We start from the raw sequence: 12,874 nt of genomic DNA, 5'->3' as shown, positions 1-12,874 counted from the left end.
GCTAAAAAATCCATTAAAAATCCAGCGCAGGTCTGGAACATGAGAGTACCTGCGTTTGTCGGATTCTTGGCGCTTGCCCTGCTGGTCGGCGGTTTGGGGTATTGGGCCGTCGAGACACGTTTGGCCGGGGCCATTGTGTCTTCGGGCGTGATCGAGGTGCAAAGCAATCGTCAGGTTGTCGAGCACCCTGACGGCGGTGTCGTCGGTGAGATATTCGTGCGCGACGGTGATGTGGTTGCGTCTGGCGATATGCTGTTGCGCCTGGATGATACTTTCCTGTCTTCCGAACAAACTATCGTCGAGGCACAGCTATTCGAGCTTTTGGTCCGGCGCGCCCGGTTGGAGGCAGAGCGGGACGGTCTGACTACCGCTGAACTTGCGGCCCTGTTGAGCAAAGTTCAACATGAATACGATATTGATGCCGATCTGATTTCAGGGCAGCAAAACCTATTCGACGCCAGACTAGAGACGCTGTCCCGGCAGGACGAACAACTCCGCAAACAAGTCGTGCAAATCGAAAGCGAGATCGAAGGCACGCAAGCCCAATTGGTGTCACTGCGGCGCCAGGTTGAACTGATCGAAGATGAACTTGAAGATCAGCAAAGCCTGCTGAATCGCGGACTGACACAAACCAGCCGTGTGCTTGCCTTGCAACGTGAAGAAGCCAGCCTGAACGGCGAAATTGGCCGGTTAGAGGCCGCTGTTGCGCGACTGCGAGGACAGAGTTATCGTGCTGACGGCGCAAGCAGGTGTATTTAAGTTCATTTACCGATCTCCTAGCTTTTCACTTCCACAGGAACAGGCCACGCTGGCGATGCTTGGGCAAAACGCACCTCATTTGCTTACCGAGGATTGCTTGATTTTGAATGCCTCAACTGCCGCGGCGGTTTCAGGGCGAATGTTTTCAATCCCCTCATAAGGGATGCCGAACGCGGGCTTCTCGTCAGGGAATTTTTCCTTCCGGGCTTGGTGACGAGCGAGAATTCGAACGAATTCCTGACCTCCCCAAGCACCGACTTCAGTCGAGACAGGATACTTTTCGTGAGTGTCGCGATAAATGTCTATGAAGTCTGCCAAAATACCGTTTGTTAGGTCCTTCGGCAGGTTCATTCGGAATTTATCCTTAATGATCGCTCCGGGTTTATCAATGTTATACACGATCAACGAGTCTCGGCGACCTTTGGATTCATCAGCGAACAAAATCGATGCTGACTGATCGACGCCATCTACCAGCCGATCGCGCGGGATGAACCCATCTGCACCAGCAATACGTGACAGTGTCGTATAGAGATCGGAGACGTGTAAGATGTTGTTAACCATTGAATCTGGGCCGATAACACCAGGCCAGCGAATAAAGGCGTCAACTCGAACCCCGCCTTCGGTGGTGTCGCCTTTGCCACCTTTGTAGATCATCGGTGTGAAGCCGGATTGAGGTGAGTATTTGGTGAAATGTCCGTTGTCACCCATGACAACAACGACAGTGTTATTGGCGACGTCCAGATTTTCCATTTCGGCGAAGATTTCCCCGAGGTATTCATCGAGCAACTGGAGCTTATCGGCGTAGAGGCCCCCATTGGGTGACTCTGGCCCAGTTCGTCCAGTACGCGTGTTATGTAGTGGGATCATCGGCCAGTATTGAAGGAAGAATGGTTGCTCACCGGTAGCAAGACGTCTTAGCTCTTCTATCGTTTTGTCTTGATACGCTTGGTTCATCTCATCGTATTTCAATGCGCCCCAACGCTCGCCTGGTTGCATTCGAATCTCCATGATTGGTCCACCTGCCTCGCCTTCGATGACGGTCATCATTGCTGAAGCGTCTGGGCGGAACCACTCGTCGAGCACGTAATCAGGTACAAAATCTCCGATACCGACTGAGACTTGCTCGCGAATGGCATCGTCGTTGAAAATCGTAAGCTGACCTTGTTGGTGGATCGCATGTTGTGCGTAATCGAAACCCTGGTTCATCGCCCAGCTCTCAGCGATGTCACCCATGTGCCATTTACCTACATGGCTGGTGGCATAGCCAGCTTCTTTAAGAACCTCAGCAAGAGTGACTTCCTTTCCTGGAAGACCGAAGCCGGCTATATCCACAGTCGTGTTGCCCATTCCCATGCGTACTGGAAGACGCCCAGTCATTTGAGCAACCCGTGTCGGAGTACAGGATGGTTCGGTGTACATTCGCACCATCCGCATACCTTCGTCCGAGAATTGATTGATGTTCGGAGTTTCAATGCCTCGTACTGCGTTGAGTTCCGGTATACCCATATCCCCGAAACCAAGATCATCAATCAGGATGGAAACGATATTTGGCGGATTGCCATTATTGCGCTCCCGGAACTCGGAAAGCAGCGCGTCAACCGCAGCATCATCCTCGGCCCATTTTTCGGCGTGTTGGGCTTGCAGTATGTAATACTCGGCGTCGTGAATGATCGGCGCCTCCTGCGCCGTTAACACTTGAGCTGCGATACATATGCTCGCGGATAGACAAACCACTTGTCTCATGTCGCCTCCACTCATTGGCTTTGTTTCGGTTCTGTTTCGGGTTCGGATACTGGAGGCTTCTGAATTTGGACTGCGTCCAATGTTTCAGTCCCTACGCGGTTGATGTCTGTAGTCGGAAAGAACTCGACCCAGACATGCCAGAACATCCCCGATCTCAGGGTTTCGACACGGCTGAGCTTTCCGTGATTTGAATTGCCGAAGAAATCAATTTTCGTTATCGGAGCGCCGCCGTCATTGTACCAGACACCCACGCTTTCATAGACCGGGTCATAGGCAACCACGACATCTCGGCCCCCAACGTTTGCATTGATCAACCCTTGATGCTCAGCAATGAAGTCATCGGTCCAGCAGACAGCATCGTCAGCTATTGTAACGCCCCAAACGTAGGTTTTGTTGGGCAACCGGTCATCACTATGGCTCATGTTATCCATGACCGGCGCTGACTCCTGATGCTGCTTCGCAATCCCCGAGGCGAAAACGGTCTCGGTGAACAGATCGAATAGCCGCAAGAAAGGGTTTGAAGAGGGTTTGTTCAAAAACACTTCGCCATCTGGATATGCCTTTTGGAAGCCTCGAAAACTCATCCGAAAGGTAGGCCAGGGCTGCATAGCAGATTGATCGGACGGATCATTGTCAAAACGGCCGTAAATCTGCTGAATGGGCTCGCCTGTCGTGTTGTCCCGCAGGATCAGGTTGTTGCCATGCTGGGCCATGACTTCAAGATCAAGCCGTTTGCCATTAATCTGCGGTTTGTAAGCCAGACCCAGATTGGCCATGGCGCAGTATGTCATCACAATATCGTCGCCACCCAGCCCCTCAGAATTTCCTGCCAAATGCGGGCGCATCAACTGCGCATCGGAATGGGCGCGGGCATGTCCGTTGTTTTCGATCACAAGAACGCTTGCCGAAGGGTTTATGAATTGCTTGGCTTCCGAGATAGGGAAGTAACGGGCGCTGTCTTGCTGGTTTCGCAGACCAACGTGTACCCAGATCCAAGGGAAAACGAACAGGAAGACTATAAGAAGCGTTACGGCAGGCGCGCCGAGGAAGAACAACCAACCCGGACCGCCGCCCATCAGATGACCCAACAGCATCAAAGCCAACCCGCCAACACCAACTGCGATATAAGTGTTTTCGTTTCGAATGAACCGGATCATATTGTTCCGCTTCACCTTCAACACCATCTGGCTGATATCCCCCAGGTCGCGGAAATACATAAAGCCGATAGACAACGATACGACCAGACCCAAATAAAACAACAAGTTAGCCAGCATTTGGATCACCTTTCCTGCGGTTTGTTAGCCTTCGGAGGAATTTGATTTGGACGCGAGGTAGAGCCGAATTTCGTCCTCAAGCCCCCGAAGGCTATCAGTTAAATCTGTGTAGGTTGGATCGCTGGCATCGCAGGGCAGCAGCGCTGTCAAGCTTTCATAGTCGGCACAGATTTGTGCAAACACTGTATCCGAACTGCGTAGCCGGCCGATTTCGTTCGTTTGTTCCGGAAACACTAATGTCAATGAAACCATGTCGATCCCCAAGGTACCTGATCTCGCTTAGGCCTCAGCGAAAAGGCTATTCCCCCTCCTTTCCAGTTAAGTATCGTCGAAATTCATTTACATATTCAGGTATCTTAACGTATGTTACGTCGTAACATGTTTATTTTCAGATGCTTACGAAAAGCGTAAAAGCGGCTGATGTGGTGACATCTAGGGGGTTACACTCAGAATCGGGCCGTGATCCGATTCCGAAAAACCTGACGGATCCTGAGATCCGGCAGGCATTGGATGCCATATTGAACAGCCCGGAATTTGAAGGGGCTGAGCGGTTACAGTCTTTTCTACGATATGTCGTTGAAACTCTTTTGGCTGGGCACGGGGACAACATCCGGGCCAAGTCGATTGCCGAGGATGTCTACGGCAGATCACTGGGTGGGCGCGGCGATCCAATGGCCGTGGTGCGCGTAGATGCCGGCCGTATGCGGCGGCGACTGGCAAACTATTACTCGAATTCCGGCAAGGATGAGTGTTTGCGCATTCACGTGGATCCCGGAGGATATGTACCCCGGTTTGAGGTGATTTCGGCCAACCATGAAAACGGCACGCCTTGGACACGTCGCAATTGGTTGCGCAGTGTTGCACTGATGGGCGTTCTGCTGTTATGCGCCACCGGATTGTACCTTCAATTCAACCCTCAGCAGTCGACGAGCGTCTCAGACCCATCCGAAGCCGCGAGAAAACAACAAGCTGTCCGGGAAGCTCTGTTTTCCACCAATCCCACTAAGCTGCAGGCGATGAATCTGGCTGACGAAGCGCGTCCTTTGATGTTCCCAGTTCTGGATCGTGCCCGATTGCAAGCTGTGAGCGGTATGTTCGAGCGCGCCATTGCGTTGGACAACTCGTATTTTGGCGGATACGCGGGCTCGGCACAATCGTTAGGGATCCTGGCGATCACCACTCCGACCGGAGCAGAGAAGCGCGATTTTCTGGTTCAAGCAGAGGCGCATGCCGATAAGGCCGTCGAACTCGCACCCGGTGAAGGCTGGAGCCACTCGGCGCTGGCTCTTGTCTCTTTTGCCAAGCGCGACTTCGAAGCGACGATGGCCCATTCGAACCGTGCGATCCGCCTCGCGCCTGATGACATCCATGTTATTAACTTTGACGCTTTGTTTGCGTTGTTTGGTGGAGATTTTGAACGTGCTACCAGGTCCGCCAAACGCGCGCAAAACTACGACACCACCAATCGCAGATTCCCATATCGAAGCGTGCTGGCATCATCGAATTTTCATTTGGGAGATTATCAGGGCTGCGTCGACCAATTCAACAGATCGATCAGGTTGGGCGACCCGGTCAGTGCCATCTCGATCGGTTACCTTGCTGCAGCCTATCAAAGGTTGGGAGAGCACGACCGGGCAAAGGCAACAATTCTTCTCTTGGATGAGGCTTGGCCCAACTACCCTCTGAGCGCTTTGCTTCGGGCCCTGTTCGCCGATCCGTCACATGCCGAAGACATAATCAGCGCCCTGAACGAGATTTAGGCATTGCGTGGCCACTCATGCACGTTTTGTGCTGTGTCGCATGAACAAACCACTCTTATAGTGCCCATGTAGGTCAAACTGGCGTGCACGCTGTCTTTGACCATGCGAGCGCCTCAGATGACAAACCGGACCCCAGCGTCTCAACCACGCGCTGGTTATACGCGTTTATCCATTCACGCTCGGCATCGGTCAGCATCTCGACCAGCAACATGTCCGTTTGAATAGGACACCATGTCAAGTTCGAGAACGTCAGAAAGCCATCATCTACCTCGACAATTTCAACCAGGTTTTCGATCCGAATTCCAAAACTGTCTTGCTCGTAATATCCTGGTTCCAACGAGAGGATCATGCCCGGCGCCAGATCAACCGGGTTATAGGGCTTGCCAATTCGCTGAGGGTGTTCATGCACGGACAGTCGGTGGCCCACTCCATGACCTGTCCCATGATCGTAGTCCAGCCCGAGGTCCCACAGCGGTCGACGACAGATTGCATCGATGTGATGACCTTGCGTACCGGGCGGAAAGCGCAGGGTCGCTATCGAATGAAACGCCTGGAACACAGCCGTGTAAGCCCGATCATATCCCTGTGGGCGTTTTGGCCCAAAAGCGAAGCTGCGGGTGGCATCGGTGGTGCCAGTCTCGTACTGACCACCGGAATCCAGCAGATATGTGTCACCAGGACGGATCGCCACCTGATTGTCCCCTCGTGTCGAGTAGTGGCACATAGCAGCGTTGCCGCCTGCGGCAGATATGGAATTGAAGCTTTGTTCAAGAAAACCGGGTTGGCGTTGACGAAAGCGCAAGATCGCCTCTTCTGCTTCGCGCTCTGTAACAGGCTGGCCCGCTTCACTGCGGCGCGGGACTTCGGCAGCAAGCCAGGCGCAGAACTCGACCCAAGCTATGCCGTCTTGGATATGGCAGGATCGCATCCCCTGCAGCTCTACAGGGTTTTTTACGGCCTTACGGGCAGTTAGGAAACTTGAATGAGGTTGCGCAATACCACCGGCTTTTTCTATGGTCGCGCGCACGGCAACCGGCGAAAACGCGGGATCGAACAAGACACTCTGCCCCTGCTCGACTTGCTTTTTTACAGCAGGCAGAAATTCGTCAGGAGCGCGGACTTGAACCGTCTCGGGCAAGAACTGGAGAACATCCGGGTGTAGCTTAGACGGCGCAACAAACCAAAGCACACTACCGTTTGCGTTCACCAACACAAAGGACTGCGGGATTGGGTTAAAGGCAACATCCGCCCCCCGAATGTTCAGCAACCAGGCGATGTTGTCGGGCTGCGTTTCAACCAACAGTTCCGCACCGCTGGCCCGCATCCAGCTTACCAGTTCATCGATTTTCTCGCGTGTCGGCTGACCTGAAATCTGAACCGGAAAAGGTTCTATTTCTCCAACCGGGGGCAATGGTTGGTTCACCCAAATTCTGTCAACCGGGTTATCTTCGACAGTGACCAGCTTGCCTTGCTGGACCGCCTTGGCAAACCGGTCGAATAAGGTTGGAGGAATATGCATCGGATCAAATCCAACCTGCCAGCCGGGCTGCGCCACACCCGCCAGCCAATCTTCGGGCGGATCATCGAACAAATGGTGGTGCGAGAACAATGGCTTGGGGCATTGGTTCACCGCCTGAACAACATAGCGCCCATCCACAAACAGCGCGACCGTATCCATGGTGATGATGGCAAGACCTGCCGATCCGGTAAACCCGGTCACGTAAGCAAGCCTTTCATCATGCGGCGCAACATATTCCGCCTGATGCGCATCATATCGCGGCAAAATAAATGCATCCAATTGTCTGGCTTTCATTTCCGCGCGCAAAGCGGCGACGATTGGAGCCTTGTTCGCGTCAGGGGCGTCAAGCATGGGTATTGATCTCTTCAACATGATGGCAGGCAACTTCGCCCTGCTCCTTGAATGGTTGCAGGGTGGGTCGAGTTGCTTTGCAGATTTCGGTGGCGTGGCGGCAGCGCACATGGAACGGGCAACCGGACGGCATATTCAGGGGCGAAGGCAGTTCGCCTTCCAGCTTGACCGCCCTGCCCCGATCATCGGGGTTCAGCGATGGGGCCGCTTGCAGTAACGCCTGACTGTAAGGGTGCGCCGGGGCGGAAAACAGCGTCTCGCTGTCTCCGATCTCGACAATCCGGCCCAGATAAATCACCGCAACACGGTTTGAAACGTGACGCACCAATCGTAGGTCATGAGCGACGAACAGGATTGTCAGCCCCAAAGTCTCCTGCAATTCAAGCAACAGATTGACCACCTGTGCTTGCACCGAAACATCCAGTGCCGAGACCAGTTCATCCGCGATCAGAACCTCGGGCTCGACCGCCAAAGCGCGGGCAATGGCGATACGTTGGCGCTGCCCGCCCGAAAACTCATGCGGCAGCTTGTGCTGTGCATCTTGCGGCAATCGCACCAGCTCCAGCAACTCGGCAACGCGCTCGGGGATGTCCGCTTCTGGGCGCATCTCATGCACGCGCAGCGCTTCGGTCAGGATTTGCCCCGTTGTCATCCTCGGATTCAGAGACGAGTACGGATCCTGAAACATCATCTGAACGCGACGATTATACACCCTGTCCGGACGCTGATCGGCCGCAAAGATATCATGACCATCAAAACGAATTTCACCATCACTGGGTTTGTAAAGCCGTACGATACAGCGGGCGAGTGTGGACTTGCCGCAGCCGGACTCTCCTACGACACCCAGTGTTTCGCCCCGGATCAGATCCAGGCTGACACCATTCAGTGCGTTCACGACACGACCGGGGCGACCGGTCAGAAAATCGCCTGGGCTGCGCCCTAAAGGAAAGCGCAGATGCAGGTCGCGGATTTCCATCACCGTGGCGCTCATGCGGCATTCCCCTGAGACGTGGCAATCGGATTGAAACAGGCCACCTGCCGCCCTTCGGTGATCAAAGACAAGGCCGGGCGATCCTGACTGCATGGTGAAATACATGACGCGCAGCGCGGGGCAAAAGCACATCCCACAGGCAAAGCGTCCAACCCCGGTGGTACGCCGGGTATGGAGTAAAGAGGTGTGCGAGGCGGCAAATTCTCGGGCACCGAGCGCATCAGACCAACGGTATAGGGATGACGCGGTTCGCGCAGGACATCCCTGACCGGCCCTTGCTCGACGATCCGGCCCGCATACATCACCGCAACTCTGTCGCAAGTCTGCGCCACGACGCCCAGATCATGCGTGACCATCACCACCCCCATATCCAAGTCCTGCGCCAGTTGAAGAATCAGATCGAGGATCTGGGCCTGAATGGTGACGTCCAGCGCCGTGGTTGGCTCATCCGCAAGCAACAATTTAGGGTTCGCTGCCAGCGCAATGGCGATCATCACCCGTTGCCTCATGCCGCCGGAAAACTGGTGCGGGTAGTCCTTCAACCGTTGTGAAGCCGACGGGATACCGACCAGATCCAGCATCTCTATAGCACGATCCCGGCGCGCTGCTCGCGACAGGTCGGTATGGGCGCGCAACGTCTCTTCAAGTTGTAGACCAACCGTCAGCAGCGGGTTGAGAGAGGTCATCGGCTCTTGAAAGATCATCGCGATCTCACGCCCCTGAATTTGACGCAGGGCGCGATCTGCCATCCCGACCAGATCGCGCCCTTGCCAACGCACTGTTCCGGTTACATCCCCGTAACGGCGCGCAAGTCCAATGATCGAACGCAACGTGACGCTTTTGCCTGATCCGCTTTCCCCGACCAGCCCTAGGACCTCACCCTGCGCGACAGAAAAGCTCACGTCACGCAAGGCAGGCAAGGCGCTGCCGTTGCGGTAGAAGGTGGTGTTCAGGCCCTCGACCTGCAGGATCGGTGTGTTGTCTTCCATCCCTTACCCCCTCGGCCTCAACAGATCGGCCAACCCGTCGCCCAACAGGGAAAAACCAAGACCGGTCAAAACAATTGCGAGCCCCGGCATCAGGCTCAACCACCACGCGGTTGAGATAAAATTGCGCCCTTCGGCAATCAGAACGCCCCATTCGGCCTGCGGCGGTTGTGCACCCAACCCCAGATAGCCGAGCGAAGACCCCAGAAGGATCACCAGTGCCATGTCGGTCATCCAATAAACGATCACAGGCGTGATCGCGTTGGGCAGCAAGTGGCGGAAGATGATGCGACGGTCGGAATAGCCCATGACGACCCCGGCGGCCGCATAGTCATTGCCCATCTGAGCGATGACTTCGGCTCGCATCAGACGCGCGTAATACACCCAATAGACCACCGAGATGGCGATATACATATTGACCAATCCCGGCCCCAGCACAGCGACCACCGCGATCACCAGTACCAGAAACGGGAAGGTGATGACTGCATCAACAATCCGGCCAAAGATCATATCGGCGATGCCTCGGTAATAGCCGACCAGTGCGCCGATGATCACACCTGTTACCAGCGCAAACACGGTGCCGAACACAGCCATTTGCATATTGACCTGATAGGCCCAGATCACCCTCGAAAGGCTGTCTCGGCCCAACAGATCGGTCCCAAACGGGTGCGCCCATGACGGAGGTTGACGGATTGCGTTGTAATCAATCGCATTTGGATCATATGGCGCGAAGACCCCTGGAAAAATCGCCAGCAGGATCGAAAACCCGATGATCAGCATCCCGGCGACAAAACCTGGCTTTCGCAAGGCCATACGCAGGAAAGAAGGGCGGTCAGCGGCGAAGGTCACATCACTCATTGCAGGCGCATCCTTGGATCAAGGCAGCTCTGGAACAGGTCCGTCATTAGAAACACCAGCGAGACCAACACCGCAAAGGTCAGCGTCAGGCCCTGAATCAGCGGATAGTCGCGGGCAAAGATCGCCTCTAGCATCAGCCGCCCCATTCCCGGCACGGCAAACACCGTCTCGGTCACAAGCGTTCCGCTCATTAGGTTGCCGATGGACAGGCCCAGCAGCGTGACGGTCGAAATCAGCGCATTGCGCAACACGTGCCGTCCAAGGATCAGGCGCGACGGCAGGCCCTTGGCGCGGGCGAACTGGACATACTCGGCGTCAAGAACCTCGATAATCGCGCTGCGCAGGTTCCGCATGATGATGGCCGAGGTGTAAAGCGCCACCGTGACCGATGGCAAAAACAGGTGGTACAGTTTTTCTCCAAACGTATCCCCGTAGCCGCCGACCGGGAACAGGCGCAGTTGCGCTGCCAAGAACGTCAGCAGAACCAGACCGATATAGAAAACGGGCATCGAAAGGCCGATCTGGAATACAGTGCGGATTACCGCATCCGGCCAACGGCCGCGATTGAGCGCGGCGACAAAGGCCAGCGGCCCGGCAATCAGCAGCGATAGGACCACGGAATATACTGTCAGAAACACTGTTATCGGCAGACGGTCGGCGATCACATCTATCACATCCGTCCGCATCAGGATCGAACGTCCAAGATCGCCCTGCACTGTATTGCTGAGAAACAACCAGAACTGAACCAGCATGGGCTCCGTCAGACCCAGCCGTTCGCGGATCGCCTGAATATCGGCATCCGAGGCGCGGTCACCTGCCATCGCAATGGCCGGATCACCCGGCAGCATACGCACCAACATGAAGATGATGACCATGACCAGAAAGAAGGTCGGCACCATCATCAACAGGCGTTTGAAGATATAGTTCAGGCTGGACACATCCGCGCTCCGACAAAAGGCCCCGCCGCCAGGGTGCGGCGAGGCAAGGGCTTCAGCTCTTACCGGCTGACTGTTGCTTCATCGAAGATGTTATTACCCAAGGGCGTCTGAACATAGCCCTCGACCGAAGTTCCAAGCGCCACTGCAAAGGGGGTCTCGTACATAAACAGCAGCGGGGCGGCTTCGGCATAAAGGTCCTGCATCTTGGCGAATTTGGCTTTGCGAGCCTCGGTGTCCATCTCTTTCGCGGCTTCTTCGAACAGAGTGTTGAACTCGGCATTCTCCCAACCCGTGCCAACAGCTTTGGCGGTCGGAGTATATCCCAGCCAACCTACGACTTGACTTGGGTCGTTTACATCGTTGACCCAGCCATAGGTGTGGATGTCAAACTCACCGGAACGGTTCTTTGCCCCTCGCGTGGCGCCATCGACCTGTTCAACCACCAATTCGATGCCCAAAGGCGCCCACATCTGTTGCAAGGCCGCAAAGATGGTCGCGTCATCCGCAGAGCCTGCCAGCGTTGTCAGCGTAACTTCAGTGCCCGGTTCCAGACCCGCTTCGGCAACCAGCGCCTTGGCCTTTTCCATGTCATAGGAATACAGCGGGCTGAGGTCAGAGGCGTACTGAGTAGCTTTCGCCATCAGTGGCGAGCTCATTGGCTGACCCGCGCCATGCAGAACCACACCGATCAAGGCATCCTTGTTGGTGCCATAGTTCAGCGCCTGCCGCACGCGGGCATCCGCCAGCGGGTTCGGTGAGCCGTCAGCGCGCGTTTCGCGCGTGTTGATCGGAGAATAGATGATCCGTGTCGATGGGTAGAGCTGCATACTGATATTCGGATCAGCCTCCAACTCGGCCACACGGCTGAACGGGATAAATTCGGCTGCGTCCACTTCACCAGCCTGCAGGCTCAGAATGCGGGTGGCGTCATCCGGGATGATCTCGAAATGTACACCTTCCAAGTAAGGCAGCGGTTTGCCGTCCGCGCCCATGCGCCAGTAATTCTCATTGGCGCAGAAATCCATCGAGGCCCCTTGTTCAAAACCGCACAGGTAAAATGGGCCGGATCCGACGCCAGCAGATGTCGAGGCAAAGATTGCTGCGGATTTATCCTGATCCGTATCACCTGGTGCTGCGTCAAAGGCCGCTTTGGAGACAATCGCCGTGTTGAACGTTGCCAGCATAGACAGAATGGTTGGGTCTGCATCCGTCAAAGAAATCGTGACCGCATTGCCATCGGCTGACACAGTATCAATTGAACCCAACAGGCCCGCCCAAGGGCTAAGATCCGGGTTCCGCGCCCGGTCCAGAGAGAATACGACATCGCCCCCTGACATGGGTGATCCGTCGGCAAACAGAATGCCCTCTCGCAGGGTCAAAGATACCGTCTTGCCGTCGTCTGAGACAGAAAACGTTTCAGCCAAACCGGGTTCAACAGAGTTTCCATCGGCGCTGCCGCGCAGCAGCGTATCGAACAAGCTGCCAACCATCCAAATGTCAGGATTTCGATCCGCATAGATCGGGTCAATCAATCTTGATCCGTCATATCTGGCGAAATTCAGCGTGCCGCCTCGTTCCTGCGCCAACGCTGGCACCGCCAAAGATGAGGCAACAACCAGTCCAAGTACCGATTTCAAATGCATTCTCTTGTCCTCCCGCAACAGCATCTGCTTCATGCGAGGGGAGAATAACCAA

General features: G+C 55.2%; 10 protein-coding genes. 2 read left to right on the top strand and 8 right to left on the bottom strand.

The window, feature by feature from the left end:
* The first annotated feature begins 39 nt into the window (after positions 1 to 39).
* Positions 40 to 759: a hypothetical protein gene (locus tag ACR3EH_RS20075; protein WP_480634857.1), complete on the top strand. Its 720-nt coding sequence runs from the start codon at positions 40 to 42 to the stop codon at positions 757 to 759.
* Positions 760 to 834: 75 nt separating this feature from the next.
* Here the strand turns inward: ACR3EH_RS20075 and ACR3EH_RS20070 are convergent, their stop codons facing one another.
* Entirely contained in the window at positions 835 to 2,502 is a 1,668-nt protein-coding gene (locus tag ACR3EH_RS20070) for a sulfatase-like hydrolase/transferase (RefSeq protein ID WP_171187469.1), read from the bottom strand.
* 11 nt (positions 2,503 to 2,513) lie between these two features.
* A complete protein-coding gene (locus tag ACR3EH_RS20065) occupies positions 2,514 to 3,776 on the bottom strand; it encodes a DUF3179 domain-containing (seleno)protein (RefSeq protein WP_171187467.1) in 1,263 nt (420 codons plus the stop codon).
* A gap of 392 nt (positions 3,777 to 4,168) precedes the next feature.
* Between ACR3EH_RS20065 and ACR3EH_RS20060 the strand changes: the two genes are divergently transcribed.
* Positions 4,169 to 5,536 carry a tetratricopeptide repeat protein gene (locus tag ACR3EH_RS20060; protein ID WP_171676241.1) on the top strand — a complete coding sequence of 456 codons (1,368 nt, stop codon included), beginning with the start codon at positions 4,169 to 4,171 and terminating at the stop codon, positions 5,534 to 5,536.
* A 73-nt stretch (positions 5,537 to 5,609) separates the two neighbouring features.
* Here ACR3EH_RS20060 and ACR3EH_RS20055 read toward each other — a convergent pair whose 3' ends face one another.
* The 6 genes from ACR3EH_RS20055 to ACR3EH_RS20030 are packed head-to-tail and all read right to left on the bottom strand — an operon-like array spanning position 5,610 to position 12,822.
* Complete coding sequence (locus tag ACR3EH_RS20055) at positions 5,610 to 7,406, bottom strand: aminopeptidase P family protein (protein WP_171676239.1); 1,797 nt, start codon at positions 7,404 to 7,406, stop codon at positions 5,610 to 5,612.
* The gene (locus ACR3EH_RS20050) at positions 7,399 to 8,397 is read right to left on the bottom strand and encodes an ABC transporter ATP-binding protein (protein WP_171187461.1); all 999 of its coding nucleotides are present in this window, start codon (positions 8,395 to 8,397) and stop codon (positions 7,399 to 7,401) included. The genes ACR3EH_RS20055 and ACR3EH_RS20050 overlap by 8 nt, the downstream gene beginning before the upstream one ends.
* On the bottom strand, positions 8,394 to 9,386 hold the full coding sequence (locus ACR3EH_RS20045) for an ABC transporter ATP-binding protein (RefSeq protein WP_171647885.1): 993 nt from the start codon (positions 9,384 to 9,386) through the stop codon (positions 8,394 to 8,396). Before ACR3EH_RS20045 ends, ACR3EH_RS20050 begins: the two co-directional genes overlap by 4 nt.
* Before the next feature lie 3 nt (positions 9,387 to 9,389).
* Positions 9,390 to 10,241, bottom strand: a complete 852-nt coding sequence (locus ACR3EH_RS20040) for an ABC transporter permease (protein ID WP_171187457.1) — start codon at positions 10,239 to 10,241, stop codon at positions 9,390 to 9,392.
* Positions 10,238 to 11,179 (bottom strand): ABC transporter permease, encoded by a 942-nt coding sequence (locus tag ACR3EH_RS20035; RefSeq protein ID WP_171187455.1) that lies wholly within the window; start codon positions 11,177 to 11,179, stop codon positions 10,238 to 10,240. The genes ACR3EH_RS20040 and ACR3EH_RS20035 overlap by 4 nt, the downstream gene beginning before the upstream one ends.
* 59 nt (positions 11,180 to 11,238) lie before the next feature.
* Positions 11,239 to 12,822 carry an ABC transporter substrate-binding protein gene (locus ACR3EH_RS20030; protein WP_171187452.1) on the bottom strand — a complete coding sequence of 528 codons (1,584 nt, stop codon included), beginning with the start codon at positions 12,820 to 12,822 and terminating at the stop codon, positions 11,239 to 11,241.
* Positions 12,823 to 12,874 lie beyond the last annotated feature (52 nt).

The sequence above is a fragment of the Ruegeria sp. BG7 genome (assembly GCF_056535685.1).
Note: the sequence above shows the minus strand (reverse complement) of the source record. Positions and strands in the feature narration are given on the sequence as shown.